General features: G+C 57.5%; 25 protein-coding genes. 15 read left to right on the top strand and 10 right to left on the bottom strand.

The genetic code is table 11. The annotated features are described in order from the left end of the window. Positions 1 to 3 precede the first annotated feature (3 nt). On the bottom strand, positions 4 to 2061 hold the full coding sequence (locus tag ACQK2Q_RS06410) for a S9 family peptidase (protein ID WP_425408913.1): 2058 nt from the start codon (positions 2059 to 2061) through the stop codon (positions 4 to 6). 70 nt (positions 2062 to 2131) lie between these two features. Next, a complete protein-coding gene (locus tag ACQK2Q_RS06405) occupies positions 2132 to 3127 on the bottom strand; it encodes an NADPH:quinone oxidoreductase family protein (RefSeq protein ID WP_425408912.1) in 996 nt (331 codons plus the stop codon). A 112-nt stretch (positions 3128 to 3239) separates the two neighbouring features. On the opposite strand from ACQK2Q_RS06405, the gene ACQK2Q_RS06400 reads away from it, so the two are divergent. Genes ACQK2Q_RS06400 through ACQK2Q_RS06385 form a run of 4 tightly spaced genes read left to right on the top strand, consistent with a single transcriptional unit; the run spans position 3240 to position 5823 of the window. Next, positions 3240 to 3551: a hypothetical protein gene (locus tag ACQK2Q_RS06400; protein ID WP_425408911.1), complete on the top strand. Its 312-nt coding sequence runs from the start codon at positions 3240 to 3242 to the stop codon at positions 3549 to 3551. Continuing rightward, entirely contained in the window at positions 3548 to 4981 is a 1434-nt protein-coding gene (locus tag ACQK2Q_RS06395; protein ID WP_425408910.1) for a spinster family MFS transporter, read from the top strand. The genes ACQK2Q_RS06400 and ACQK2Q_RS06395 overlap by 4 nt, the downstream gene beginning before the upstream one ends. Beyond that, positions 4965 to 5468, top strand: a complete 504-nt coding sequence (locus tag ACQK2Q_RS06390) for a DUF1801 domain-containing protein (RefSeq protein ID WP_425408909.1) — start codon at positions 4965 to 4967, stop codon at positions 5466 to 5468. Before ACQK2Q_RS06395 ends, ACQK2Q_RS06390 begins: the two co-directional genes overlap by 17 nt. A gap of 28 nt (positions 5469 to 5496) precedes the next feature. Next, a complete protein-coding gene (locus ACQK2Q_RS06385; RefSeq protein WP_425408908.1) occupies positions 5497 to 5823 on the top strand; it encodes a hypothetical protein in 327 nt (108 codons plus the stop codon). Positions 5824 to 5913: 90 nt separating this feature from the next. Here ACQK2Q_RS06385 and ACQK2Q_RS06380 read toward each other — a convergent pair whose 3' ends face one another. Continuing rightward, positions 5914 to 6675: a class I SAM-dependent methyltransferase gene (locus ACQK2Q_RS06380; RefSeq protein ID WP_425408907.1), complete on the bottom strand. Its 762-nt coding sequence runs from the start codon at positions 6673 to 6675 to the stop codon at positions 5914 to 5916. 235 nt (positions 6676 to 6910) lie between these two features. Here ACQK2Q_RS06380 and ACQK2Q_RS06375 point away from each other — a divergent pair, with 235 nt between their 5' ends. The 5 genes from ACQK2Q_RS06375 (at position 6911) to ACQK2Q_RS06355 (ending at position 10941) form a co-directional block, all read left to right on the top strand. Continuing rightward, positions 6911 to 7375 carry a hypothetical protein gene (locus ACQK2Q_RS06375; RefSeq protein ID WP_425408906.1) on the top strand — a complete coding sequence of 155 codons (465 nt, stop codon included), beginning with the start codon at positions 6911 to 6913 and terminating at the stop codon, positions 7373 to 7375. A gap of 30 nt (positions 7376 to 7405) precedes the next feature. After that, the gene (locus ACQK2Q_RS06370; protein WP_425408905.1) at positions 7406 to 7915 is read left to right on the top strand and encodes an N-acetyltransferase family protein; all 510 of its coding nucleotides are present in this window, start codon (positions 7406 to 7408) and stop codon (positions 7913 to 7915) included. A gap of 69 nt (positions 7916 to 7984) precedes the next feature. Next, a complete protein-coding gene (metG, locus tag ACQK2Q_RS06365) occupies positions 7985 to 9691 on the top strand; it encodes a methionine--tRNA ligase (protein WP_425408904.1) in 1707 nt (568 codons plus the stop codon). An 8-nt stretch (positions 9692 to 9699) separates the two neighbouring features. Next, on the top strand, positions 9700 to 10140 hold the full coding sequence (locus ACQK2Q_RS06360; protein WP_425408903.1) for a nuclear transport factor 2 family protein: 441 nt from the start codon (positions 9700 to 9702) through the stop codon (positions 10138 to 10140). Between the two features lie 12 nt (positions 10141 to 10152). Beyond that, entirely contained in the window at positions 10153 to 10941 is a 789-nt protein-coding gene (locus ACQK2Q_RS06355) for an SDR family oxidoreductase (protein WP_425408902.1), read from the top strand. Positions 10942 to 11019: 78 nt separating this feature from the next. Here ACQK2Q_RS06355 and ACQK2Q_RS06350 read toward each other — a convergent pair whose 3' ends face one another. Both ACQK2Q_RS06350 and ACQK2Q_RS06345 read right to left on the bottom strand, forming a co-directional pair. Further along, positions 11020 to 12759 carry a M56 family metallopeptidase gene (locus tag ACQK2Q_RS06350; protein WP_425408901.1) on the bottom strand — a complete coding sequence of 580 codons (1740 nt, stop codon included), beginning with the start codon at positions 12757 to 12759 and terminating at the stop codon, positions 11020 to 11022. Continuing rightward, entirely contained in the window at positions 12746 to 13123 is a 378-nt protein-coding gene (locus ACQK2Q_RS06345; RefSeq protein WP_425408900.1) for a BlaI/MecI/CopY family transcriptional regulator, read from the bottom strand. The genes ACQK2Q_RS06350 and ACQK2Q_RS06345 overlap by 14 nt, the downstream gene beginning before the upstream one ends. Before the next feature lie 282 nt (positions 13124 to 13405). On the opposite strand from ACQK2Q_RS06345, the gene ACQK2Q_RS06340 reads away from it, so the two are divergent. Genes ACQK2Q_RS06340 through ACQK2Q_RS06330 form a run of 3 tightly spaced genes read left to right on the top strand, consistent with a single transcriptional unit; the run spans position 13406 to position 17730 of the window. Further along, the gene (locus tag ACQK2Q_RS06340) at positions 13406 to 15016 is read left to right on the top strand and encodes an amidohydrolase family protein (protein WP_425408899.1); all 1611 of its coding nucleotides are present in this window, start codon (positions 13406 to 13408) and stop codon (positions 15014 to 15016) included. A 9-nt stretch (positions 15017 to 15025) separates the two neighbouring features. Next, positions 15026 to 16324 (top strand): Zn-dependent hydrolase, encoded by a 1299-nt coding sequence (locus ACQK2Q_RS06335; protein ID WP_425408898.1) that lies wholly within the window; start codon positions 15026 to 15028, stop codon positions 16322 to 16324. A 32-nt stretch (positions 16325 to 16356) separates the two neighbouring features. Further along, a complete protein-coding gene (locus tag ACQK2Q_RS06330) occupies positions 16357 to 17730 on the top strand; it encodes an amidohydrolase (RefSeq protein WP_425408897.1) in 1374 nt (457 codons plus the stop codon). A 117-nt stretch (positions 17731 to 17847) separates the two neighbouring features. Here ACQK2Q_RS06330 and ACQK2Q_RS06325 read toward each other — a convergent pair whose 3' ends face one another. Further along, complete coding sequence (locus ACQK2Q_RS06325) at positions 17848 to 18165, bottom strand: polyhydroxyalkanoic acid system family protein (RefSeq protein WP_425408896.1); 318 nt, start codon at positions 18163 to 18165, stop codon at positions 17848 to 17850. Between the two features lie 151 nt (positions 18166 to 18316). On the opposite strand from ACQK2Q_RS06325, the gene ACQK2Q_RS06320 reads away from it, so the two are divergent. Then, entirely contained in the window at positions 18317 to 19105 is a 789-nt protein-coding gene (locus ACQK2Q_RS06320) for a DUF1499 domain-containing protein (protein ID WP_425408895.1), read from the top strand. Positions 19106 to 19143: 38 nt separating this feature from the next. Next, positions 19144 to 20082, top strand: a complete 939-nt coding sequence (locus ACQK2Q_RS06315) for a hypothetical protein (protein ID WP_425408894.1) — start codon at positions 19144 to 19146, stop codon at positions 20080 to 20082. A gap of 3 nt (positions 20083 to 20085) precedes the next feature. Here ACQK2Q_RS06315 and purN read toward each other — a convergent pair whose 3' ends face one another. The 4 genes from purN to ACQK2Q_RS06295 all read right to left on the bottom strand — a co-directional run bounded on the left by purN (position 20086) and on the right by ACQK2Q_RS06295 (position 24046). Next, the gene (purN, locus tag ACQK2Q_RS06310) at positions 20086 to 20739 is read right to left on the bottom strand and encodes a phosphoribosylglycinamide formyltransferase (RefSeq protein ID WP_425408893.1); all 654 of its coding nucleotides are present in this window, start codon (positions 20737 to 20739) and stop codon (positions 20086 to 20088) included. Beyond that, positions 20739 to 21746, bottom strand: coding sequence for a phosphoribosylformylglycinamidine cyclo-ligase (gene purM, locus ACQK2Q_RS06305; protein WP_425408892.1), 1008 nt, complete (start codon positions 21744 to 21746; stop codon positions 20739 to 20741). The genes purN and purM overlap by 1 nt, the downstream gene beginning before the upstream one ends. 213 nt (positions 21747 to 21959) lie before the next feature. Then, the gene (locus ACQK2Q_RS06300) at positions 21960 to 22610 is read right to left on the bottom strand and encodes a VPLPA-CTERM sorting domain-containing protein (RefSeq protein WP_425408891.1); all 651 of its coding nucleotides are present in this window, start codon (positions 22608 to 22610) and stop codon (positions 21960 to 21962) included. A 197-nt stretch (positions 22611 to 22807) separates the two neighbouring features. Then, positions 22808 to 24046, bottom strand: a complete 1239-nt coding sequence (locus ACQK2Q_RS06295; RefSeq protein ID WP_425408890.1) for a serine hydrolase domain-containing protein — start codon at positions 24044 to 24046, stop codon at positions 22808 to 22810. A gap of 190 nt (positions 24047 to 24236) precedes the next feature. Between ACQK2Q_RS06295 and ACQK2Q_RS06290 the strand changes: the two genes are divergently transcribed. Further along, positions 24237 to 25679 (top strand): DUF2066 domain-containing protein, encoded by a 1443-nt coding sequence (locus ACQK2Q_RS06290; protein WP_425408889.1) that lies wholly within the window; start codon positions 24237 to 24239, stop codon positions 25677 to 25679.

The following is a 25679-nucleotide window of genomic DNA, read 5'->3' as shown; positions in this document are numbered from 1 at the left end:
TCGCTAGTCGTCCTCGCTGGCGTCTTCCTCACTTTGTTTCGCCGGATCGTACTTTTCAAACCAGCCCATAATATTATCGGTTTTTGCGATCAGCCGGCTTGGCCGGCCGGCGATCAGGTGCGGCGAGCCTGGCACGCGTATCAGCGCCGTGTCCACTTTTCTCAATTTCAGCGCGCTGTAAAACTGTTCGGCCTCCCATGTCGGCGTGCGCCAGTCTTCTTCGCCGACCATTAACATTGTCGGCGTTGTGACATTGCCGGCAAGCGATAATGGCGAGCGTTCCCAATAAGCGTCAGGATCGGCCCAGGGATCGGCGCGAATCCAGTGCCTGGCGACATAGGCGCCGATGTCGCTGGCGAGCGCCATGCTCATCCAGTTGATGACGGGCTTGGCCGAAACAGCCGCCGCAAAGCGGTCCGTCTTACCGACGATCCATGCGGTTAACACGCCGCCGCCGGAGCCGCCGGTGACGAACAATCGTTCCGGGTCCACATAATTTTTAGCGATCACCGCATCGACGACACTCATCAGATCGTCATAGTCGTTGCCGGGATAAGCAAGATCGATCAGTTGCGCGAACGCTTCGCCATACCCGGTCGAACCGCGCGGGTTTGCATAAACGACGACATATCCTTCTGCGGCGAAGCGCTGGACTTCAGCGGAAAAGAAAGGTCCGTATTCTGCAAAAGGTCCGCCGTGAATTTCAAGGATCATCGGGTGTGTTCCGTCAGCGGTAAAACCTGGCGGCAGCGCTATCCACGCCTCGATCTCCTTTTCATCGAAAGACGAGGGGACCTTGATTTCCTCAATTCTCGCCATGTCGAGATAAGGCAAGACGTCATCATTCAGCGCCGTCAGGATTTGCGTGCGCCCGCCGCGCAAAACGCCGACTTCCGCGGGCCGGTCAGGGCTGCCCACAGTGAAGGCGATATCGCCGCTATTGGCTGCGGCGGAAAACGCACCGGCTGCATAAGGTCGGGTGATGGATGTGCCGCCGAGATCGCCCGTCATGCTGGAGACCGAGCCGCCTGTTGTGACGTTGAGCAACGCCAGTTCGCCGTCGACTTCGGCCTGCGCGACTATCGAATTGCCGCGCCAGGCGATGGCGTCAATGCTGCGGTCGTAATTGGCTGTCAGGTTCTGAACGTTCGACCCATCCGCATTCATGAGATAAAGATCGGTCTGCTGGTAGGATTTGAGCTTGTCGTCATACCCCAGAAACGCGATGCGCCGGCCGTTTTGCGAAACCGCAGGCGAATGATCGGGCCCGTCTCGCGTCGTGAGCGCACGCATCGACAAATCACCGAGCGCGACGGCGTAAATTTCGCTTTCAATCGGGTCCAGCTCTGCGTCCGGCGCATCATTGCCGACAACTAGCAGCGTCTCATCACCGAGCCACGCCGGACTGTCATAACTGATATCTCCTGATGTAATTTGACGCGGCGTGCCGCCTTCCGATGAGATGACATAGACATGCGTTTCGCCTTCTTCCGAATAACCTGCGCCGTCGAAACGGAATTGCATGTCATCGAACACGCGCACCGGTTTATTCCAGCTTGCGCCTTCCGGCGGCTTGGGCGCTGTTGCAAAAGATTTCGGCTCCGAAGGCGTGAACATCGAGAACGCGATTAACCTTCCATCCGGCGACCAGGCGGGCGCGCCGGGCGCTTCGTCGAGCTGCGCAAGCGAAAAACTGTTTCCGGTGTCGCGATAAAGAATGCGCAGTTGCAGCTTGTCCCCATCGGCGCCCAGATAGAGCAGTCTGTCGCCGGACGGCGACCAGCGCGGCGACGCGATAGATCCTTCACCGTCGATCAACGGGCGATGATCGCCCGAGCGAACATCGATCTCCCAGATTTCAGCAACGGATTTATCCGTCATGCGATCCATTGACGTGCGGGCGTAGACTATCGTGCGCCCGTCAGGCGAAATTTGAGGATCGTTTGCATATTCGAGATCGAACACGCGTTCCGCCGTGAAGCGCCTGTCACTATCATTCTCGTCGGCAATTGCCGGTGTCATCATAACAGCGGCGGCGCAGATCAGTCTTAGCGGTTTCACATGAACCTCCCCGGATTGATTGGACTTTTGCGGCACGCTACAGGAATTTCCTGTCTATGGAACCTTTTGCTCATGCTACATTCAAAACGACTTTTCCTGTGGCCTTGCGGTCCCGCAAGAGATCGAGCGCGGCCGCGGCCTCTTCCAGTGGAAATGAGGCGGTGACGCGCGGTTTAATTTTCCCGGTTTCATAAAAATTGAAAAGCTCAGAAATGTATTCAGCGTTCTTTGCCGGTTCGCGCATGGTGAACGCGCCCCAGAAGACGCCAACGATCTGGCAGGATTTCAAAAGCGTCAGATTGAGCGGAATTTTCGGAATGCCCGCTGGAAAACCAACGACGAGAAAACGGCCCTCCCAGCTTAGCGCGCGCACCGCAGGCTCTGCATAATCGCCGCCCACTGCGTCATAGACGACGTTCGCGCCTTCGCCGCCGCAAAGTTTCTTGATTTCTCCCGACAGGGCTTTTTGCGCGTCCCGGTCAAGCTCGCGGGGGTATATGAGCGTTTCGTCCGCGCCGAGGTCTTTACAAAACTGCGCTTTTTCTTCGGAAGATACGCCGGCGACGACTTTTGCGCCAAAGGCCTTGCCAAGTTCGATAGCGGCCGCGCCGACGCCGCCTGCGGCCCCGAGAATGAAAAGCGACTCCCCGGATTGCAGTTTTGCACGATCTTTCAGCGCATAATGAGACGTGCCGTATGTCAGCATGAACGCGGCGGCCTCATCGAATGGCATCGCGTCCGGAATTTTGTTCGTACGCGCTGCATCGGCGATGAAGTGCGTTGCAAAGCCGCCATTGACGCCCCCTGCGATTACACGATCGCCTATGGCGACATTTGATACATTTTCTCCAGACGCCTCAACGACACCCGCCACCTCGCCGCCGGGCGCAAAGGGTCTTGGCGGTTTGAACTGGTAAAGATCACGGATGATCAGCGTGTCGGGAAAATTTACGCCTGCGGCCTTGACGGCAATGCGCACCTGCCCGGGTCCGGGTTCCGGCGTCTCAACCTCTGTCATTTTCAACGTCTCCGGACCGCCGGGCGCGTGGCTCATCATGGCTTTCATCAATTGTTTTCCTCATGTCGCGTGTTCTTGCACTTGGCGGGTATCTTACGCATTGTGGCGGCGCGCATAAACGATCAATGACAGATGAAGCGCGACAGGGAGATCAGAACACATGAATCGACTCATTCTGGGGGCGGGATGCATTTTGCTGCTCGCGGGTTGCGCAACGGCGGCGCGCTATACATTGCAGGACCGGTTCCGGGCTATCGGCATACCGGCGGATACAGCCGATTGTATGGTCGGCGAACTCGATGAGCGGCTTTCCGGCGAGGACCTTTCCGATCTTGCGCAATATACCTTTCGTCTGTCGCGCGCTGATTCAACGCTCGGCGCGATCCGGTCGCTGATGACCATCGATAATCCGCGCGCCGTCAAGGCCATCGGCGCATCCGGCGTCTCCTGCTTTTCAGGCTTTCGGATATGAGCGGCGCAACAGCGCCTGCAAAGCCCGGTACCGACGCCGGCCGGCCGTATCGCATCTACGTCCTGATAATGCTTACGCTGGTTTACACCTTCAATTTCCTTGACCGTCAGATCATGGGGATTGTTGCGCCGGCCGTGCAGGCGGATTTGGGATTGAACGATACGCAGCTTGGCGTTCTTGGCGGCATTGCTTTCGCGATTCTCTACACCACGATCGGTATCCCCGTGGCGCGCCTTGCTGACCGCTATAACCGCGTCACGATAATTTCCGTTTCGCTCGCTCTCTGGTCGGGCTTCACCGCGCTTTGCGGTGTTGCACAAAACTTCACGCAATTGGCGCTTGCGCGCGTCGGCGTCGGCGTGGGGGAAGCCGGCGGTTCGCCGCCGTCGCATTCCCTGATCTCCGATTTCTATCCCAAGGAAAAACGCGCGGGCGCGCTCGCGGTTTATGCGCTGGGCATTCCCGTGGGTGTTACGCTCGCCTATCTCGCAGGCGGCTGGGTCTTGCAGAATTTCGACTGGAGAATGACTTTTCTGGCGTTGGGTCTGCCGGGAGTTATTTTCGCCGTTATCGTCAAGCTCACAATCAAGGAACCAAAACGCGGCGGACAAGAACTTGCCGGCGCGCAGGACGCTTTCGCCGGCTTGAAAGTTACCGAACCGGTAGGCCTTATAGAGAAAATATTCCGGCAGCTGACCATGCTGCTGCCGTCCCGATCGCGCGACCCTGCGTTCGGCGAATTAGCATCGTTGTGGCGCGCGGCGAAACACTTGCTGGGCATACCCAGTTACCGTGCAATTGTTATTGGTCTGACGGCTGGATCGTTCGCGTCATACGCCATCTCGAACTGGATTGTCGTTTTCTTCGAGCGCTCGCACCCCGATTTCGCCAAGGGCGACCTTTATTTCTGGCTCGGCGTGATTAATGGCACAGCTTATGTGCTGGGCGTTTTCATCGGGGGGGCTCTGGTTGACCGGCTGGCGGTCAAAAACAAATCCGCCTATGGCTGGGTGCCTGTTATTGCGCTTGCATTGAACGCGCCTATCTTTATCGCCGCCATGTGGGTCGACAACGCCATGTGGTCGCTCGTTTTATGGTGGCCCGTCCACCTGCTGACGGGGTTTTATCTCGGCCCCTGTTTTGCGCTGGCGCAGACTTTGGCGCCGGTGTCGATCCGCGCGCTCTCCACTGCGATATTTTTCTTTATTCTCAACATGATCGCGCTCGGCTTCGGCCCGACATTTGTCGGTATTCTCAGCGATATTCTGAACAGTTCAGGTCTGTCGTCGGAACAAGGCTTGCGCGTTGCGCTGTCTTCTGTGGCGATTGCAGGTTTAATTTCCATTGGCGGGTTCTGGTATCTCGCGAAAAAGCTTCCGGCTGACTGGGCGAAAGCGACAGGAGAGGCGATCGATGGCGGTAAAGCGTAAAACCACCGCGAAAAAGCCGGCGGGAGAAAAAGCTACGCCGGCAAAGAAATCAACGAAAAAAGCGGCGAAAACAAACGACATGCGCACCATACCCACAGGCGCAAACGTAATGGCGTTTATAGACAGCGTTGAGAACGAAACGCGGCGCAAGGATGCAACAAAGCTTCTCGCCATGATGAAAAAGGTCACTGGCGAGAAACCGAAAATGTGGGGGCCGTCAATTATCGGATTTGGCGAATATCATTATAAATATGAGAGCGGGCGCGAAGGCGACATGCTCGCGGTCGGCTTCAGTCCGCGCAAGGCGAACATGGTGCTTTATGTGCTCGGATCGCTTGGCGACGAAGAGCCGCTTTTGACAAAGCTTGGTCCGTACAAGACTGGCCGGGCGTGTCTCTACATCAACAGTCTCGACAAGGTCGATACAGGCGTTCTCGAAAAAATCGTGGCGAAATCCTACAAGGCGACAAAGCGGAAATGGGCTTAAGTTCAGCAGGAAACGATGCAGGTAAGCCATGGATGGGACGCTCTCCGGCGAGATGGTCGAGCTGGCGATCGTAGTGGGACCCGGCCTCGTTCTGGCGCTTATCCTGCTGCTGATCAGTAAAGGAGCACTGCGCGGCTCCGCCATCAGCGCGTTTTCCTCGCTCTTATTGATGCTGGGTGTGGTCGCCGGCCTTGGCTTCGCCGCGGTTTACGGTCTCAACGAATGGCTTGTCATAGACGCGATCAGGGGCTGTGAGAAACTGCAGTGGCAGGGCTTGCATATGACTGCGAGGACAATGGGCTCATTCTCATGTTTCCGATTATGGCGGCCATTGCTGCGATCATTGCCCTTCTAATCGGCGCGATCGGGATGCGGGTCTTTCGCCGCCGCGCATAAAAAAAAGACCGGCGTTACGCCGGTCTTTTCAAAGAATTGAATTTTCAGATTACATCCACGGTTTGACGTAGCGATGAACCATCCGCGTGGTTTTACCGCGAAGACCCGATTCGAAAAAATTATTCTTCAAATCGTCATTCGGATTGACGTGAATATCCGCCGCGCCGTCAAACTCAAACCCTGCGCTTGTGACGTCGGCTTTTATGATATCTTCCGGGGCGCGGTGCCACCCGGCGCTTTCGGCCCGGGTCGTTCCGGGCGCCGCAGTATGTTCAATGACTGCAAAAACGCCGCCGGGTTTTAAAACGCGCATGATTTCCGCATAGATCGCAGCAGAACTTGCAGGCATTTCCTCGCCAGAATCCTCAGTATAATGAAGGTGATGGATAATCTGGGACAAGAGAACCATATCCATGGAACTGTCATCAATGGGGAAAGGCTCGCCGCGCGGCGCGGAGACAATTTCAATATTGCCGAAAGGCGCATATTGTGCTTTCAGCGCGTCTTTACCGCTTTCAAAATTCTGATTGGCGGGATAGTAGGCGATCACCTCGCCATCCGGACCGACGGCGCCAGAGAGAATTTCTGTGAAATAGCCGCCGCCGGCCGCCAGATCCGCGACGCTCATGCCTTCTTCAACGCCAAAAAATGCGAGGGCCTTTGCGGGTTTGCGGTCGGCGTCGCTCGCCCGGTTGTTATCGGACCGGTCCGGGCTATCGAGCGCGGCTTGTATGTTAGCGGGCGTGTCGCCAGCGATTGCGATTGAAAACAGCGCCAATACGCCGGCGGCCAGAATGCTGATGGTTTTCATAATTACCCCTGTGTGACGTCATATAGAAAAGGACGAACACCATTTGCCTGTTTTTCCGGGTAACGCACATCACATGCGTTGATGTGAATTGAATCCGGGGTGAGCCGCATACAGCGATCACATTTGCGTGCGCCCTGTTTCGGCCTGATTTTAGCCGCGCGGCCTGCAATTTTACCGCAAATGATCATCGCGCCGAAGCAGATGGCTTCGCGGACGTTACAAGGGGAGTTTCATCATGGCCATTGCAGTCTCAGGCGCCGGATCACGTTACGATGTCAGGCCAAACGCAGAAAATCGCGGGGCTTTCGGTCCGCTTTCGGGTGTTGCCGGAGCGTCGAAAGATGTTTGCCAGGGCGCGTGCGCCGGATTTCTCTCGCTTATCGGCGCGACGCATCTGACCGGCGCTGAAAGCGTTATGGGTACAAGCGGCAGCAGCATAGATTTTCTTGACAATATCTGGAGTTCGCTGGCGGCGAATGGCATGGCCGGGCCGGTAGAATTGCTGGGCGGGGTTGCTTTGTTCCTGGCCGCACGGCGCACCGTTTCAAGAACATTAGGTCTTATCATATTCATCGCCATCGCAGCGGCTATCGCCAACGGTTATACGCTTGCCGACATGCTCGGCATGGTCTCGAGTTTTCTGCAAAGCGCGGCGGGCGTTGTCGATTCCATCCCCGTGACGCAAGCGCAAAGCATTTAATAGGGCTTGCAGCGTATAGGCGCCTGCGCGATGCTCGCGCTAATGGATTTTACAGTGGCGCAACAATCAGAAGCGGATTGGCCGGAGGTCTGGCGCGTGCTGGAGCCTGCTTTTCACGCTGGCGAGTCGTATCCGCTACCGCGCGACGTTACGGAAGCCGATGCGAAAACCTACTGGATCAAGAAAGACGGGTATAACGGCGTGGCGCGCGATAATACTGGCGGCGTCATCGGCGTTTATTACTTACGGCCCGATCAGGGCGGACCGGGCGCGCATGTGTGCAACGCCGGCTATGTCATAGCGGAAACCGCGCGGGGACATGGATACGCCGCAAAGCTCTGCATTCAATCCCAGGAACAGGCGCGCGCGCTTGGCTATCTAGCCATGAAATTCAATCTGGTTGTGTCGGCGAACGCCGCCGCCGTACGCGCCTGGCGGCGCGCAGGCATGGACATTATCGCAACCGTGCCGAATGCTTTCCGGCTGCCGGACGGCGAACTGTCGGACGCCTTTATAATGTACCGCGATTTGAGCGCATAAGACGGCGCGCCTTGTAGAACCGCACCGCAAGCCGCTATAGACCGCTTTCACGCCAATGAAAGTCCGTCCATGGCCCGCATCCTAATTACGTCAGCCCTGCCTTACATCAATGGAATCAAGCATTTGGGCAATCTTGTGGGCTCGATGCTGCCGGCTGACGTCTATGCCCGGTTCAAGCGCCAGCAGGGCCATGAAGTGCTCTATATCTGCGCCACGGACGAGCACGGCACGCCTGCGGAACTGGCGGCCGCCGCTGCGGGCCGGGAGGTTGCCGATTATTGCGCCGAACAGCACGAAGTCCAGAAAAGCGCCGGGGAGGCTTTCGGTCTCTCCTTCGACCATTTCGGACGTTCGTCAAATCCGCCCAACCATCGCCTGACGCAGCATTTTGCACATGTGCTGGAAGAAAAAGGTCTTATCGAAGAGCGCACTGACGAGCAGGTTTATTCAATCGACGACGAACGCTTTCTGCCGGACCGATACGTGGAAGGCACATGTCCTCATTGCGATTATGAAAAAGCGCGCGGCGACCAATGCGACAATTGCGGTCGGTTGCTGGATCCGGTTGACCTGAAAAATCCGTACTCGGCGGTTTCCGGATCGAAGAATGTGGAAGTGCGCGAAACGCGCCATTTGCACCTGTTGCAGGAAAAAATGCAGGATCGCATCGCCGAGTGGGTCGAATCAAAACCGCACTGGCCGCAACTGACAACGTCCATCGCCCGCAAATGGCTGAAAGAAGGATTGCGCGACCGGTCGATCACGCGCGATCTGAAATGGGGCATTCCTGTTGAATATGAGGGTAAAGCCAGAGAAGGATTTGAAAACAAGGTTTTCTATGTCTGGTTTGACGCGCCGATTGAATATATCGCCGCCACGGAAGAATGGTCGCAAAAATCGGGTGAAGACTGGGCGCGCTGGTGGCGCACCGACAAGGGCGCGGACGACGTGTCCTACGTTCAGTTTATGGGCAAGGATAATGTTGCGTTTCACACGGTGAGTTTTCCCGCGACCATTCTTGGTTCGGAAGAACCCTGGAAAACGGTCGATGCGCTGAAGTCGCTGAACTGGCTGACCTGGTATGGCGGGAAATTCTCCACAAGCCAGGGGCGCGGGATTTTCATGGATCAGGCGCTGGAGCTGTTGCCCGCCGATTACTGGCGCTGGCACCTGATGGCGAATGCGCCGGAATCCGACGACGCTTCTTTTACGCTGGAACACTTCGCCAGCGTCGTGAACAAGGATCTGGCCGATGTTCTCGGTAACTTTGTCAATCGCATCACGCGGTTCTGCAAGGCGCGTTTCGGCGAGGAGGTTCCGGGCGAAGGCGACTATGGCAAAGCGGAAGCGAAACTTGTCGAAGAACTAGACAGGCGGATCAAAACGTATACGGACTGCCTTGAAAAAATGGAATTTCGCAAAGCTTTTGTAGAATTACGCTCGATCTGGGTCGCCGGCAATGAATATCTTCAAATCGCGGCGCCCTGGACGGCGATAAAGGAAGACAAAGAGCGCGCCGCCGCGTCCGTGCGGTGTGCGCTGAATCTGATTGTGCTGTTCGCCGTGCTGTCACGGCCTGTCATTCCGTTTACGGCGGATAAGATGTTCGCGATCTTCGGTCTTGACCCCGATGACGCGTCGGTCTGGCCGTCTTCCGCAGCGGAGGCGCTTGCACGCTTCAAGGGTGGAGAAGCCTTTACGCCGCCGGATGTCCTGTTCGCCAAAATCGAGGATGATCAGATCGAAGCATGGCGCGCACAGTTTGGCGCCGAGTAGGGGGATATATGTTGCGCATATTTTCAATTGTGTTTGTTTTTATCATTGCGGCCTGTTCGCCGGATGCGGAGCGCAACGCGCCGGAACCGGCCTCAGGAAAAAACGTTGAAGTGGTTACCGGGTTGATGGCGGCGTTCAACGATCATGACGCCGATGCGATGCGCGATTATTGGCATTCGGATGTCACCTGGCTTGAACTCTCAGGCCAGCAGGCAAGCGTTGTGACGTCATCTGCGGCGCAGCTTTACGGCGAGCTTGTCGCCTATTTCGACAATTATCCGACTGTATCCTCCAGCCTTGAAAATATATCCGCGAACGGGAATTTCGTCACCGCCGTTGAAACGCCGGTATGGGAGGAAGGCGGCGAACGCCAGAGCCAGTCGTCAATCGTTGTGTATGAAATTATTGACGGCAAGGTGAAAAGGTTCTGGTATTTCCCGCCGCAATAAGGAAATGACCAAATGATGAAAGACCTGTTCTCGCTCGAAGGTCGCGTTGCGCTCGTCACCGGCGGTTCACGCGGCATCGGCAAGATGATCGCGCAAGGTTTTCTGGAATATGGCGCGAAAGTCTATATCACGGCGCGCAAGGCGCCGGTCTGCGATCAGACGGCCGAAGAACTCTCCCAATACGGAACATGCATTTCGCTGCCGCATGACCTTTCCACCGTTGCAGGTTGCGAAGCGCTGGCGGCGGAACTTGGCGAACGTGAAAGCAAGCTCGACATTCTCGTTAACAACGCCGGCGCCGCCTGGGGCGCCGATTTTGCGGAATATCCCGAGCGCGGCTGGGACAAGACTATGGACCTTAACGTCAAGTCGCTTTTCTTTCTGACGCAAAAGGTACACGGCTTGTTGAAAGCGGCGGCCAGCGAAGACCGCCCCGGCAAGGTCATCAATATTGCATCGATTGACGGCATCAAGATCAATCCGTGGGAAACCTACGCCTATCAGGCGTCGAAAGCGGCGGTTATTCACTTGACTCGGCGCATGGCCGCGCGGCTGATCAAGGACAACATCTGCGTTTCTGCGATTGCGCCGGGCGCCTTTGCGTCTGAGATGAACAAGGCGGCGAAAAACGCCGGCGATGCGGTGGCGAAAATGATTCCGGCGAAACGCATCGGCCGGGATACGGATATGGCGGGCGCGGCCGTATTTCTGGCTTCGCGCGCCGGTGATTATGTGGTCGGCGACACGCTCGCCGTCGATGGCGGGGTCGCCTATTCCAGCATCGGCGAGGCGTGGGGGTAAGTTAAAGCTTAGCCGCAGGACGAGGCTTGCGATTGCAATATGAGGCTTGGCGGCTTCGCCGCAACTTCATCTTGCCGCCTAGTCGTCGCGCGCGTCCTCTTCCGCTTCTTGCAACTGCGCACGCATTTTCGCGATCATTTCCTCGCGCCGTTTGGCTTCGCGTTTGGCGTTTTCCTCCATGTGCGCAATCGCTTTGCGCAACGCTTCGGCGCGTTCGGCGGGCGCGGCGTTTTCGCGATCGAGGCACACTATCTCATGCGAACGTTTATGCACCTTAATATCGTTATCATCCGAGCCGTTTTCACTACGCCATTGCATGATAACCGGCCCGTCGTCTCCCATGTCGATACATTCAGCATCCATATCGCCAAACGCCATGGCGAAAGGCTCGCCTCCCGATGAAAAAGCGAAAGGTTCGGCGGCGCCATTCGCGCCTTTGCGAATGATGACCTGCCTGTGTTCGCCGCCGGTGTCGCTTTCATAGCTCCAGACCATGCCGTCGCCATCCAGTCCATCCGATTTCATGAGGCTGAATTGCGGGGGCGCCGGCGGCGCAGGCGGCTTCGACAGGTTAATCCGGTGCGTCGTCTCGCCATCATTGTTTTTGACGACCACTTCATCGAACGCCATGGTCTCGCCGGGCTCGTAAATGTCCTCGGAAATAAGCTTGCCGCGCTTGTTATAAACCCTGACGGTACGCGCGCCGTTTTGATTATCATATTCAACCTTCGCCGGATTGCGCAGGCCTTCGATTTCCATCGTCTCCTCGTCATTAACGGTGATCGTCATTTTGGACGATTGTTCAGCGTCAATGATCGTCATGTCTGTGTCTTCATCCTGATAGCCGTAGGACGCTGTCGCTGCCAGGCTTGCGGCGATAAACGCCGCGGCGCAAACCGCGCCGGTAATCTTGCGAAGGGCGCTGTTGTTCTGGTTTTTGAGCAGCATAAGTCTCTCCTTGACGGGATGTGCGAGGGATAATCCGTATGCGGGCGAGCTCATATGTCCCGGCCTGACGGATTTCATGATCGCCGCGGCATAGTCAATCGCGGCCGTTTTATTCTGGCGAAAGCGGGCCAGTACGTAGGCGTCGCAGGCGGCTTCCTGATCAACGCGAAATTTGCGGAAAGCGTAATGCGCCAGCGGGTTCGGCCATTGCAATGACTGGACGGCCAGCGCAGCGATCATGGCGAGCATGTCGCGGCGCGCCACATGCGCAATTTCATGCGCCAGCGCCAGATGCCGTTCGCGCTCGGTAAAACCGGTTTCAAAGGCCGCCGGCAGAAAGATGACCGGACGGAGAAGACCGGCGACGCAAGGCCCGGTTTCATCGTCTGCGATGCGTATTTTCGGCGCCTGCTTCAATCCAAATGTGCTGGCTATGTGATCGCCGGTTGCTGCAAGCGTGTTCGCCGCCGGCGTGGATTTCGCTTTCATGGCGTCTACGAATTTCGCTTGCGTTTCTAGTTTGATGTTGAACCATGCAAAAGCAACAAGCGCCCAGATGACCAGCGCAGTCGCCGCAGCGATCGAGACTATATCGTATCCCGCCGGCGATGCGGCGACCGCCCCGGACGACGCAAATGGTTCAGCGGTTAAGGGCGCAACCGCCCATTCGAATGCGCCCTGCGCCGGCGCCGGCAACAATTTCAATTCCGGCATAAACAATCGTGCGGCGGGCGCCAGCCAGAGCGCATAGGCGGCCCGCGCACCGAAAGTCTTCGCGAAAGGCTTTCTAATGACCAGCACAAGAAGCGTAAGCAGACTGACGGCCAGTGATGTCTCGCCAAGCCATCTCAGAATATCAATCGCCGTCACGTTTCAGGTCCTCAATGAGTTTTTCGATGTCGCGCACATCATCGCTGGACAAGCCGTCGCCCTCCGCAAGGTGCGCTATCAGCGGCGCCGCGCGCCCGCCAAACAGTTGATCAGCAAGTTTGCGCGTTGCTTCTTGCGCATAATCGGCGCGGGATAATTTCGGCGTATAAAGATAGCGCCGCCCGTCTGGCTCATGCGCGACAGCGTCTTTTTCAACGAGACGGCTCAAAAGCGTTTTGACTGTCTTCAGGCTCCAGCCCGTATCCCCGGCCAGGCGCTCGGCGACTTCGGTTGCGGCGATCGGATTTTGATTCCAGACGACATCCATCACCTGAAATTCCGCAGAGCTGATTTGTTTCGCCATGCTTTGTCTTTCTCGGGGGCCGAATTTGCTTAGGGTGCGGTAGATTACAAATGTAGTCTTTGCATTGGATTACAGATGTAGTCAACTGTGAAGCGGCAAATTGTCGTGTTTTTTCGCCGCGCTGTGTCATGAGGCGGGTTTACTCCACCTTCCACGACAATCCGGACGCGATTACCGGCTGCGGCGCAGTCCTGAGAAAACTAGTTTCTCACACGCCTCTCGTCATTGGTATTCCGGAACGCTAAGCTGGTGCTGAGTCTGTATCTAATGCGGGGCGTCGATTTGAAAAAACTCTGTTTGCTGGCGGTTGCGCTCGCCGGAACCATCTCCACCATTTCCACCGTTTTTGCTCAACCAGTGCCGGATCGCGCGATCGGAGAGGGCCCCTATGAGCGCCTTGTTATTCGCGGCGTTACAGTCATAGACGGCGCCGGCGCGCCGCCGGTGGGGCCGATAGACGTTGTCGTGGAGGGCGGACGGATCACTGGGATCGTCCCCGTTGGCATGCCCGGCCTGGCGATAGACGAAGATGGGCGTCCCGACGCCGGCGACCGCGTGATCGACGCGGAGGGCATGTACCTCATGCCCGGCTTTATTAATATGCATGGCCATATTCATAATGAGGAAAGCGGTCAGGGCGTTCCCTCCGATTATATTTTCAAACTGTGGCTCGCGCACGGCATCACGTCCGTACGCGATCTGGGCAACGGCGCAGGAGCCGCTTGGACAGCGGATATTGCGCGCCGCTCGGCAAACAATGAAATCGACGCGCCAAATGTCTATCCGTACCCGGTGTTTCGCGGGTGGTCGGCGGGCGAGGTAGATACGCCGGACGAGGCGCGCGCGCGTATTCGCCAGTTAAAGCGGGACGGCGCGGTCGGCGTGAAATTTTTTGGCGCGCCGGAAGAAATTCTCTGGGCCGGGTTGGAAGAAGCGGACCGGCTGGATCTGAAAACAACCATGCATCATGCGCAGCTCGATGTGGCGCATGCCGATGTCATGGATACCTCGGCGCATGGGCTTGGCTCCATGGAGCACTGGTACGGATTACCCGAAGCGTTATTTACCGGTCAGACCATTCAGAATTATCCGCTGGACTATAACTACGCCGACGAGCAGCACCGGTTTGAAAACGCCGGCAAGTTATGGGCCGAGGCGGCTGAACCGGGCAGCGCGCGTTGGGAAGAGGTGATGTCGACCCTTCTGGAGCGGGAATTCTCGATCATCCCGACATTTTCGATTTATCTTTCCAGCCGCGACTGGATGCGCATGCGCCGCGCTGAATGGCATGACACATACACCATGGCGCCCCTCTGGAAGTTTTTTGCGCCGGACCGCAACGCCCACGGCTCCTACTGGTTTGATTGGGGTACGGAGCAAGAAACGGCGTGGAAAGACAATTACCAGCGCTGGATGCGTTTCATCAACGAATATAAAAATCGCGGCGGCAAGGTCGGCGTTGGCGAGGACGCCGGCTACATCTATTCCACCTATGGCTTTGGTTATATTCAGGAACTTGAATTATTGCGCGAGGCCGGTTTTCATCCGCTGGAAGTCATCAACGCCGCGACCTTGCAAGGCGCCAAGATATTGGGCGTCGAAGGTGAAACCGGTTCGGTCCAGGTCGGCAAGCGCGCCGATCTGGTGATTGTCTCGGAAAACCCGCTGGCTAATCTGAAAACGCTTTTCGCCACCGGTCATATCAAGCTTGATCCCGACACTAACAAGCCGGTGCGCACAGGCGGCGTCGATTTTGTCATCAAGAACGGCGTCGTCTACGAAGGCGCCAAGTTGCGCGAGGAAATCTTGGAAATGGTCGCAAACGACAAGGCCGCGCGCGGCATCGAAGACGGTCCGATGCCGATCGTCGATTTTGAACTTTCAGACGATTAGGAGCGCTTTATGAAGCTTATCGCGGTTGCGGGCTGCTTTTCGGCATTGGCTATGTGGTCGCAAGCTCTTGCGCAGGATTTGCCGCGCGCGAACGCTTCACGCATGGAAGCGCGCATCGAGCAATTGTCCGCGTTTGGCGCCAATGACGATGGCGGCGTCGACCGGGTGGCGTATTCCGAAGCGGATATTGCGGCGCGCGCCTGGGCCATGGATTTGATGCGCGCTCTCGATCTTGAGAATGTGCGAATTGATGCGGGCGGCAATATTCTGGCCACCCGCCCGGGAACCGACCCTGAGGCCAAGCCGATCATGTTCGGCTCGCACATCGATTCGGTGCTCGGTGGGGGAAACTATGACGGAAACGTCGGCGTCATTGCGGCTTTCGAGGCGATCGATCTTCTGAATGAAGCCGCAGTCGAAACGCGCAGCCCGCTTGAAGTCGTAATTTTTTCCAATGAAGAAGGCGGATTGATCGGCAGTCTCGCGATGACGGGCGCCCTTAAACCAGAAACGCTCGAAGTCATGAGCGACGCGAGCGTCACGATTGGCGAAGGGACCAGAAAGATCGGCGGCGATCCTGATAAGCTGGACAACGATATTATCGAACCAGACGCTTTGAAGGCATTTCTGGAAGTGCATATCGAGCAAGGCGCGATCCTCGATGAGGAAGATATCGATATCGGGGTTGTCGAAGGGATTGTCGGCATCGAATGGTGGGATGTGACGGTGACGGGCGTCGCCAACCACGCCGGCACGACGCCGATGAACCGGCGCAGTGACGCCTTGCTGGCGGCGTCGAAACTTGTTCAGGCCGTCAACGACATCGCCGTATCGACGCCCGGCCGGCACGTTGCGACTGTCGGGCGCATCAAGGCGCTGCCGGGTGCGCCGAATGTCATTCCCGGCGAAGTCGTCATGAGCCTGGAGATCAGGGATCTCGAAACGGATAAAATGACGGCGATTTACGAGCAAATTGAGAGAGCCGCCGGCGCTATTGCCGACGAAAGCGGCGTCGATATTACTTTCGAGCATATTGACGTCGCCTCGCATCCCGCGCTGACCGATGAACGAATCCGGCAGACAATAGCGGCGGCTGCAGAAACGCTGGGTCTCTCCTTCATGCATATGCCGTCGGGCGCCGGGCATGACGCACAGGACATGGCGCGCATTGCGCCGACCGGCATGATCTTCGCGCCGTCAGTCGGCGGCGTCAGCCATTCGCCAAAGGAATTTACAGCGCCGCAGGACATGGCGAACGCAGCCGACGTGCTGCTGCGGACGATCATCACTATCGATGCAGAGAAATAAACCTGAAATTTCGTCCAACGAGGAGAAATAACATGAAAAGCGCCTGTCTCGGATTTGCCGCATGCATGCTCGCCGCATGGCCGGCGGCCGCGAATGACATTGCTGACGCCGTGGCTGAAGACTACGATTATGTATTCAATCTTTACAAGCACTTCCATGAAAACCCTGAATTATCGTTCAAGGAGAGCGAAAGCGCCGCACGCATGGCCGACGAACTGGAAGGATTGGGCTTTACCATTACCACCGGCGTCGGAGATGAATGGACGCGCGCCAAGGCGAGGGCCGACGCCGGCGAAGTTCGCGAGGGCGTCGGCGGTCACGGGCTTGTCGCGGTTATGGAAAATGGCGACGGGCCGACGCTGATGCTGCGCGCCGATATGGATGCGCTGCCGCTGGAAGAAAAAACCGGCCTTCCGTACGCCTCGAAAGTCGTTTCGACGGATTATATGGGGCAGGAAGCGCCGGTGATGCACGCCTGCGCCCATGACAGCCACATGGCGATTCTGATCGGGACGGCGCGCCGTCTTGTGGAGATGAAAGACCAGTGGTCCGGCACGCTTGTGCTTATTGGTCAGCCGGCGGAGGAAATCGGTCTCGGCGCCATGGCGATGATCGATGACGGCCTTTATGAAAAGTTTCCGAAGCCGGATTACGTCCTGGCGACGCATACGTCCGGATGGGACGCCGCCGGCGATGTGACGTACACGCCTGGCTGGGCGCTCGCCAATGTGGACAGCGTTGATATTTTCGTGAAAGGCGTCGGCGCGCACGGGTCAGCGCCCCAGATGGGCAAGGATCCCATTGTCATCGCTGCACAGATTGTCAATGCGCTGCAAACGCTGGTCTCGCGTGAGATCGACCCGCAGGCCCCCGGCGTCGTGACCGTCGGCTCGTTTCAGGCGGGCTACAAGCACAATATAATTCCGGATGAAGCGCATCTCCAGATCACGGTCCGTTCCTATGAAGACGGCGTGCGCCAGAAACTGCTGGATGGCATAAAACGCATCGCCGAAGCGCAGGCGCGTTCCGCAGGCCTGCCCGAAGACTTGATGCCGGAAGTGAAAATCGAGAGCGATTACACGCCGTCAACGTATAATGACGAGGAGATGACCGCGCGCGTGATGGGCGCTATCGCTGAAAGCCTGGGGGAAGATCGCGTTTACGAACGCCCGCCGAGCATGGGCGGGGAAGACTTTTCGCAATTCGGCCGGACGAGCGAGGACATTCCGACGCTGATTTTCTGGACAGGCGGACAAGACCGGGAAGCCATGAAACTCGCCCGCGAAGGCAAGGCGCCGCCGCCGCCGGCAAATCATTCGCCGTTCTTCGCGCCGCAGCCGGAAGCGGCCCTGAAAGCCGGCGTGCACGCCATGACTGTCGGCGCGCTGGAATTGTTGGGAGAATAGCGACCCCAAGACGGTTTGAAACCGGATGTGAATTCGGTTTCAAACCATCGGTTATTTTGAATTCGAAAGAGAACCTTTTCAGCGCGTCGCGCGCAGCACGCCGGGCATGCGTAAGACTTACTTTTTCTCCAGCAGGATCTGACCCTCGCGTTCGACTTTTCCGGTGATGGTTTCGGCAACAGCCGCCAGCAATCCGGGAAGCATGGCTTCGATCCGTACATGCTGGGGGAAGATGTCGATGGTTCCTGTAATCGTTTGGCCAAGACCGCGCGCGGTAAAAGAAAGACGGTCTTCGCTCGTCCACTCTTCGGTAAATTTGAACATCATGCCGCCGCTCATCGCGCCTTTTAATCTGCCAAAACCTTCGCGGACGCGTTTTCTTGCTTCGTCAGCGCCCAATTCGTGGGAAACGGTGACGGTAACGGGACGAGCCATGCTGACGATCCTTTTCGCAAACGCGAGATAGATGGGGTTTCAGGCGCAGTTTTCAACCTTGAAGCGAGCGCAATTCAATAAGCCCCCGTGCATTTTCCACAGGTTTCCTCTAGAAGGTGCCTGGGGTGGCTAGAACCAGGGGCAGTATCTGATGAGAGTATTGACGACGATCGTAGCGCTTGCAGCGTTTGCGTGCGCGCTGACAATTGCAATTGCAGGGCCCGGCGCAAAAATGGGCTGGTGGGATTATGGAACCGGTTTTTCCATGATGCGGAAAGTAGCGTCGCCCATTGATATTATCGAAGGCAGTATCAGCCTGTCGCCGATTTTCGTGCTGGCGGGATTGTCCTTGCTGGGTGGTTTGGCGGCGCTGGTCATGCGCCCGCGCGGTCTGGGCGTGTTCGCAATTCTGGCGGCGTTTGCGGCAGTGGCCGCAGGCATGGTTCCGATAAAGATGCGAGACCTTGCAACATCCAATCCGTTTATTCACGACATTACTACTGATTTTGACAACCCGCCGCCGATCATCGCCGGCGCCGACGAGGACCGCGTGAACCCGCCGGAATATGTTGGCGACGAACTTGTGCGCAATACGGATATGACGGTCGCGCAAGCGCAGCGCGAAGCTTTCCCCGAACTTGGGCCGAAAACCGTTAACGCCAGTCTTGATGAAACGGCTGAAATTGTCCGAAATCTCATACCCTCTATGAACATGGTGATTCTGGATGAAACGCTCACTGATGAAGGCTGGTTGATCGAAGCGGCGTACACGTCGTTCTGGTACGGTTTTGTCGATGATTTTGTTGTCCGGCTTTCACCGGAAGGGTCCCAGACGCGGGTGGACGTTCGTTCGAAATCGCGCGTCGGCGGATCAGATCTCGGCGCCAATGCTAAACGCGTACAGGAATTTTTCGACAAGCTTGACGCTGTCGCGCCATAGTCGTTATCCGTCTTCATGAGCGGGCGATTGATGGATTAGTGACGGGACAGTCAACGGATTACTGGTGGTCGGGGCCGATATGCGGTCTCGGCAACCGATTGATCGCCATCGCGGCTCTTAAAGCCTGTGTCGGCGCGCGCAGGATTTATTTTCCCTGGAGCAACGATCCGTCCTGTCCCGGCGCGTTTGACGATATTTTTCAGCCCGATCCGAATTTGATTCCCGCCCCCGCGCCGCCGGCGGGCGCTGTCGTTCTTAAAACGCATGGCTGGGAGCCGCTGACGATCCACCGGCAGTTGAAAGAGGCGTTAAAGCTGTCGTTATCACGAGAGGCGTTTTGCCGAAAATTTGTTATGGCGCTCAGAGGACTTGCGTTTCGCGACGACATCTTGATTTCGGTCCGGAGCTGGCGTGAAAAGTGTCCCGAAGCGCTGGTCGGCGTTCATTTGCGGCGAACCGACAGGGTTAAACATCACCGCGACCAGTTCCGCGCATTTTTGTTGCGAAAGCAGGGGCTCAACCGCGAATTGCCGGCGGCTCTCAGCGCTCTTTACGGCCTTGCGCCGGATGCGTTTGTGCGCAAATACGAAAATGCGTCCATCACCCGCGCGCTGAAGCGATTTCATACGCGCGAGGGCGAGAGCCGCTATGCCGTATTCACGGACGATCCGGCGGAGGGCGCCGATTTTGTGCGTATTCTGAAGAAATGCGGCAAGGTTTATGCGCCGGAGGCGACGGCGGCAATCGAACGTCCGAATTCAACCATGCGGTCCACGGATATCAAATCGGCGCTGGTCGATTTACTGCGCCTGTCGCGCTGCGACGCCATTGCACAAGGCAATCGCGCTTCTACTTTTTCCATTGCGGCGGCGATTATCGGGACCAGAGAAATCCTCACGCCAGAGCCGCTTTATCCGTTCTGGCGAGTGGTCACGGCGGAGACCGGGCGCCCAGCAAACGGTCCGGCGCTGAAGTAAGTTTTATTCGATCGGCGGATTGGCGAAGGCGCCGTCCGGAACAATATCGTCTGCAAACGGAACGGTATGTCCTGAAAGGCGCGCTTTGCCTTCTATCAGGAGCCTGAGGCAGACGGGATAAAGCTTGTGTTCCTGCTCCAGGATTCTAGCCGCCAGCTTGTCTTCATCGTCTCCCGGCAAGACCGGCACAGCCGCCTGACCAATAATCGGTCCGGCGTCGACCTCCGGCGATACGAAATGCACCGTGCAGCCGGCAAGTTTCACGCCCGCCTCAATCATACGCTCATGAACGTGCAGGCCTTTAAATGCGGGCAGCAAAGAGGGGTGGATATTGATCAGGCGGCCGCGCCAGTCGCTGGCGAAACTGTCTGTGAGCAGACGCATGAAGCCCGCAAGACAGACAAAATCGATTTTTGAAATTTTCAGGGCATCGTTCAGCGCCGCTTCGAAATCATCACGCGTCGCAAAATCCTTGTGGTCGATGGTTTCCTGCTGAATGCCCGCCTTCGCTGCGCGATCCAGCCCGGCGGCGCGGGGCCGGTTCGACACCACAAGTGCAATTTCCGCCGGATAATCCGGCTGTGCGGCCGCATCAATCAGCGCCTGCAGATTACTCCCGCGGCCGGAGATCAGAACGGCTACCCGAGCCTTGGCCATCAGGATGTCTCGCTCACATCGCCGATAATGCGCGCATCTTCACCGGCTTTGCAAAGCGCTTCCAGCGTGTCATCGGCGGCTTCTGGCGCGCAGATGACAACGCCGCCGACGCCGCAATTGAATGTGCGGCGCATATCGTCTTCGGAAATTTTTCCAGCCTCGCGCAACCATTGAAACAGCGGCGGCAGTTTCAACGCTGCATCATCGAAGCGAGGCGACAACTTCTCGGTCAAAACGCGCGGTACGTTGTCCGTAAGTCCGCCGCCGGTAATGTGCGCGAAGGCTTTTACTGTTTCGTGCGCCAGCAACGGCAGTACGGATTTTACATAAATTCTCGTCGGCGCGATCAGCGCTTCGCCAAGCGTAACGGAGGAATCGAAAGGCGCGGGGGCGTCATATTGCGCGCCCGCATCCGCCACGATCTTGCGCACGAGCGAATAGCCGTTGGAATGAACGCCGGAAGACGCAAGCCCGATCATGATGTCTCCGGGCGCCGCTGCGCGCGGCAGCAAAGCGCCGCGTTCGGCCGCCCCAACGCAAAAGCCGGCGAGGTCGTATTCGCCGTCGGCGTACATGCCCGGCATTTCGGCCGTCTCGCCGCCAATCAGCGCGCAGCCCGCCTGTTTGCAACCTTCTGCAATCCCGGAGACAATGCGCGCCGCCGTGTTTTCATCGAGTTTTCCCGTGGCGAAATAATCGAGAAAGAAAAGCGGTTCTGCGCCCTGCGCCAGTACGTCGTTCACGCACATGGCAACGAGATCGACGCCGATCGTATCGTGAATGCCGGTCTCGAAAGCGATTTTCAGCTTGGTGCCGACGCCGTCGGTGCCGGAAACGAGGATCGGATCGGCAAAGCCTGCGGCCTGTAAGTCGAAAAGACCGCCGAAACCGCCTAGCGCGCCGTCTGCGCCGGGACGCGCCGTCGACCGGGCGAGCGGACCTATGGTTTTGACCAGCCTGTCGCCGGCGTCGATATCCACGCCGGCTTTTTTATATGCGTCGCTCATTTATCGCGCCTGTTGCTCGGCGCCGTCCTAAGCGGGGTTGGCCCCCTGCGCAAGGATGGAGGTCCTGTCGCAGCATTTGACGCCGATCTGACAGTCGGGCGCCGCCTTCAGGTTTAACCCGAGGCGGCGCCGAATGCGTTTTTGAAAGCCGGTCTTTGACGGCGGCTAATCAGATTTGTAATGAGCCCGCCCGGCTGGCGAGGGCGATGGACCTCAGGCCGCCGTGCTGTTCCGCTTTTTTCGTACAGCCAGCCGGAATCCGGCAAGTCCCGCCAGCATCAACGGAAAAGCGGCTGGCAGCGGCACTTCCGGGGCTGAAACCAGCTCGAAACTCGTTGCTGTATAATTGATAGATTCAGTGAGGCCGTTAAAATTAGAGACGGTGATGACAAACCTTTCGAACAAGTCGAATGGGAAATTCGCAGCGATCTCGGCATTGCTCAGCGATTGTATGTCGAGATTGTCGTCAAAGATTCTCGCCCCGAATCGGACATTCAAACTTTGCGATACATCCTCGAAGAAGAAGAACTCATTGATTGTCACGCCGCCTGAACTCGTTCCGCCTCGGCCAAGAGCATCGAATGTATTATCCGGCGTTCCCGTATCAATCCCGTCAAACATGATTGTTACGCCAAGCGCAGCAAAGCTGGTCGATGTGGCGATATCGTCAGTATCGAAAGTCAGGACGCCGCTCAACATGTTGATCGCCTGGTAGGCGCCGACATTCGGGTTGGAAAAACCCGAGCCTTGAAAAAACTCGTCTGATTTCGTCGCCTGAAACGCGATTGAGACAGGCGCCGCCGACGCGACTGCGCCCGCCGCCAGAACAGTCAGGGCGCAGGCAAATGCCAAATACTTCTTCATCTTGGATAATCCCCCAGTCATTGTACGTTTCGTTTATGCACAAATGGCGGCGATAACCAAGTGATATTGTGCATATTTTTTGATTTCTGCGTTCAGACGCGGGCGATGGGGAAGGCGGAAACAACCGGAAGCTGCGTATGTCGGAATAAGTTTTGACGCTCTGCTCTGGCGTGCGCAATCACACCAGAAACTCGATGCTATTTCGATCCGGTGAACGAGTCTCCGGTTTCCTCAAGGGCGAGCCAGTCCTTGCGCGGCAGGTCGAGCGCCAGATCCAGAAACATGGGCGCGATGCTCCACAGCCGCCGCGTACGCGTGTTGGAAAGGATCACGATGCCGGTTTCAAGATCGGGAATGAACACGATGTGGGCGCCGTAACCGTCTACGGAACCGCCATGGGCGATAACGCGCGTTCCGGCGTAATCGTAAATTCGCCAGCCAAGACCATATTGCGAAGAGCGCAAATTGGGCATGACCCGGCGCATGCGCCGGGATTCGGACGGCGTGTTGACATGCGGCGTATGGATAATGTCGAGCACTCTGGGCGATATCACTTCAGGCGCCGCGCCCATTTGCGCTTTCAGCCACTGCGCCATGTCGAGTATGCTGGCGTTTACGCCCCCAGCGGCGGGCGTGGCGTAGTAGGGCGCTTTGACGTCCACCACGCGCCAGGGGTTTGCCGGCGCGTTTGCGTCCCTGTTTCTCCTGCGTGAATGCGGGCGCGCCCAGCTATGGCTTTCGGACAGCGCGATCGCTCCATAAGACGCCGTCGTCATGCCGAGCGGTGTGAAAAGTCGCGACGCAACGATGTCTGAAAAGGGTGCGTCGTAGACCGCCGCAACAGCACGGCCGGCGATGTCATAAGTAATATTTTGATAGGCGTAACAGCCGCCGACCGGACAGATCGGTTTAACCTTTCTGTATTGCGGCAAAATATCGTCAGGCGCTATCCCGGCTTCCAGCAGATTATCGTACGCATTCGGCGGCAATCCCGTGCGATGGCTCAGCAACCGTTCTAGGGTCAGCGATGTTTCAGCGCCGTTGGCGAGCGCCAGCATGGGGGCGAAATCAGTGGCGGGCGCATCCAGCGAAAGCAATCCCTCATCGACGGCGATACCGGCGAGGGAAGAGGCGAACCCTTTCGACAGCGATGCGATGCGAAATAAAGTATCGGGCGTTACGGGTTCGGGGGCTTCAACGCTCACATCGCCGTAGGTTTTGAGAAAATGAGTTTCCCCGCCGCGCACAACGGCGACGGCGAGGCCGACGAAATCGCCTGTCTGCAGCGCCCGCTCGAGTGTAGCGTCCAGTTCAGCTATCCGGCTGTCCTGCGTGGTCTGATGCGTTGCGAAGGGGGTCAGCGGCGTGGGAGCCCCATCGCTTGCCGCCGCCGGCGCGACCAAAAAAATCAACAAAACCGTAATCCATTTACGCATACGCAAGTTCCATCGCCTTTTTAAAGAGCGCCAGGCTTCAGATAGCATCTAGCATAGCTGGCGGCGCCCTGTAATATCGTAAAGACGGCGGCGGCGCAGGGCGAATTTGGCTCATATTGGACGCTGGAGCGGCTATAAAACGCCGTCATCAAGGGTTATAGTCGCGCAAAGCCGGAAAACGGAGTTTTGGATGAGTTGGATGCGGTCGGCAGGATTAATTTTAGCGGTGTTTTTTGCGGGCGCGTCTGCGGCCGTGGCCGCGGGAGAAGACGTATTTGTCGTTCCCCGCGTGACCGTGCAGGCGCAGGCGGACAGCGCAACGGCGGCGAAAGCTATCGCACAGCGTCAGGGCCGGCGCCGGGCGCTGAGTATCCTTTTGAAACGTCTGACCGTTGAGGAGGACTGGCCGTACCTGCCGCAAGTCGTCTCCATGTCAGACGGCGCGGCGCCGGATCAGTCCGCGCCGGACGCCGGCGTCAGCCCGCAAGGTCCGCAAGATAGCGATCCATTCGCCTACCGCGACCGTCAGGCCGTTTCGCTGGACGATAATGCGCTTGAAGCGCTTGAAGCGGGTTTTGAAGTTTATAATGAAAAGAGTTCGGCGCGCACATACCGCGCGTTCATCACCTATCGTTTCAAACCGGCGGCGGTCCGTAAATTATTGCGCGATGCGCAAATTCCATATTCGGAGGCGCAAACGCGCACCGCGCTTGTCCTTCCCGTGCTGGAAACAGCCAACGGCGTCTATTTGTGGGAAGAAAACAATCCATGGATGGCCGCCTGGAAAGTCCGCCCCTACGATAATGAATTGACGCCCATGGCCGCGCCGCTGGGCGATCTGGAAGACGCCTCGACCATCAGTGCGAAAGAAGCGCTGGCGCTCAACGCTCGCTCCCTGCAGGCCATGGCGGACCGGTATTCTGTCAGTCAGGTTATTGTCGCGCACGCGTTTCTTCGGCAGGTCGACGGCGAGCACAAATTGCGCGTGCGTCTGATCAACGGGTTTCGGGAATCGACGGAAGTCGCGGTCGATGAAATCGGCGCAATCGATGCGCCAAATTCATCCTATGAAGGCCTGACGGCCATCCAGCAGGCGCCTGAGTCCTCAATTGTATCCGCGAAAGTCGGCGACGTACTGGCGGAGTCGTATTTCAACCGGCCCGCCGGCAATTTTCCAACGCTGGCCGAAGAAGCGATCGAGGCGGTCATCGCCAAGCACGCCAAACCCTGGAAAGAACGTACGCTGATCGATCATACGGAGGCGGCGCTTCTGGAAGCGAGCGCCTATTTTCGAACGCTGACGGAATGGGCGAAGATCAGGTCAGCGCTGATCTCCACGCCGCTGGTCGGTTCGGTGCAGGTGCGATCGCTGTCGCGCCAGGGCGCGGAAATGCTGGTTCGCGCCTATGGCGATCCGGACAAACTTGTCGTCGCCATGGAATCGCAAGGCCTGGTGTTGTGGACGGAAGACGGCGAGCGCTGGCTGGTTGCAACGCCGGCGACTGCGCAGGGTGTCCGCCGGGATGAACGACGCAATCGGCGCAACCGGTTTGGCGATCTTGAAAGCGGCGCCGCTTCGCCAGTGCGTCCCGCTGCTTACGAGGAAACGCAGCCAGCGCCCGTACGTTATTAA

Source organism: Hyphococcus sp. (assembly GCF_965228385.1).
Taxonomy (GTDB): domain Bacteria; phylum Pseudomonadota; class Alphaproteobacteria; order Caulobacterales; family Parvularculaceae; genus Hyphococcus.
This window is presented reverse-complemented; position numbering and strand designations above follow the sequence as displayed.

Excerpts from the sequence above, each read along its gene's own strand:
- ACQK2Q_RS06325 (WP_425408896.1), bottom strand. The coding sequence starts at position 18,165 with ATGGCTCGTCCCGTTACCGTCACCGTTTCCCACGAATTGGGCGCTGAC.
- ACQK2Q_RS06360 (WP_425408903.1), top strand. The coding sequence starts at position 9,700 with ATGTTGCGCATATTTTCAATTGTGTTTGTTTTTATCATTGCGGCCTGT.
- ACQK2Q_RS06300 (WP_425408891.1), bottom strand. The coding sequence starts at position 22,610 with ATGAAGAAGTATTTGGCATTTGCCTGCGCCCTGACTGTTCTGGCGGCG.
- ACQK2Q_RS06345 (WP_425408900.1), bottom strand. The coding sequence starts at position 13,123 with ATGGCGAAACAAATCAGCTCTGCGGAATTTCAGGTGATGGATGTCGTC.
- ACQK2Q_RS06290 (WP_425408889.1), top strand. The coding sequence starts at position 24,237 with ATGAGTTGGATGCGGTCGGCAGGATTAATTTTAGCGGTGTTTTTTGCG.
- ACQK2Q_RS06400 (WP_425408911.1), top strand. The coding sequence starts at position 3,240 with ATGAATCGACTCATTCTGGGGGCGGGATGCATTTTGCTGCTCGCGGGT.
- ACQK2Q_RS06375 (WP_425408906.1), top strand. The coding sequence starts at position 6,911 with ATGGCCATTGCAGTCTCAGGCGCCGGATCACGTTACGATGTCAGGCCA.
- ACQK2Q_RS06295 (WP_425408890.1), bottom strand. The coding sequence starts at position 24,046 with ATGCGTAAATGGATTACGGTTTTGTTGATTTTTTTGGTCGCGCCGGCG.
- ACQK2Q_RS06395 (WP_425408910.1), top strand. The coding sequence starts at position 3,548 with ATGAGCGGCGCAACAGCGCCTGCAAAGCCCGGTACCGACGCCGGCCGG.
- ACQK2Q_RS06385 (WP_425408908.1), top strand. The coding sequence starts at position 5,497 with ATGGATGGGACGCTCTCCGGCGAGATGGTCGAGCTGGCGATCGTAGTG.
- ACQK2Q_RS06320 (WP_425408895.1), top strand. The coding sequence starts at position 18,317 with ATGAGAGTATTGACGACGATCGTAGCGCTTGCAGCGTTTGCGTGCGCG.
- ACQK2Q_RS06335 (WP_425408898.1), top strand. The coding sequence starts at position 15,026 with ATGAAGCTTATCGCGGTTGCGGGCTGCTTTTCGGCATTGGCTATGTGG.
- purM (WP_425408892.1), bottom strand. The coding sequence starts at position 21,746 with ATGAGCGACGCATATAAAAAAGCCGGCGTGGATATCGACGCCGGCGAC.
- ACQK2Q_RS06355 (WP_425408902.1), top strand. The coding sequence starts at position 10,153 with ATGATGAAAGACCTGTTCTCGCTCGAAGGTCGCGTTGCGCTCGTCACC.
- ACQK2Q_RS06370 (WP_425408905.1), top strand. The coding sequence starts at position 7,406 with ATGCTCGCGCTAATGGATTTTACAGTGGCGCAACAATCAGAAGCGGAT.
- ACQK2Q_RS06330 (WP_425408897.1), top strand. The coding sequence starts at position 16,357 with ATGAAAAGCGCCTGTCTCGGATTTGCCGCATGCATGCTCGCCGCATGG.
- metG (WP_425408904.1), top strand. The coding sequence starts at position 7,985 with ATGGCCCGCATCCTAATTACGTCAGCCCTGCCTTACATCAATGGAATC.
- ACQK2Q_RS06380 (WP_425408907.1), bottom strand. The coding sequence starts at position 6,675 with ATGAAAACCATCAGCATTCTGGCCGCCGGCGTATTGGCGCTGTTTTCA.
- ACQK2Q_RS06390 (WP_425408909.1), top strand. The coding sequence starts at position 4,965 with ATGGCGGTAAAGCGTAAAACCACCGCGAAAAAGCCGGCGGGAGAAAAA.
- ACQK2Q_RS06405 (WP_425408912.1), bottom strand. The coding sequence starts at position 3,127 with ATGAAAGCCATGATGAGCCACGCGCCCGGCGGTCCGGAGACGTTGAAA.
- purN (WP_425408893.1), bottom strand. The coding sequence starts at position 20,739 with ATGGCCAAGGCTCGGGTAGCCGTTCTGATCTCCGGCCGCGGGAGTAAT.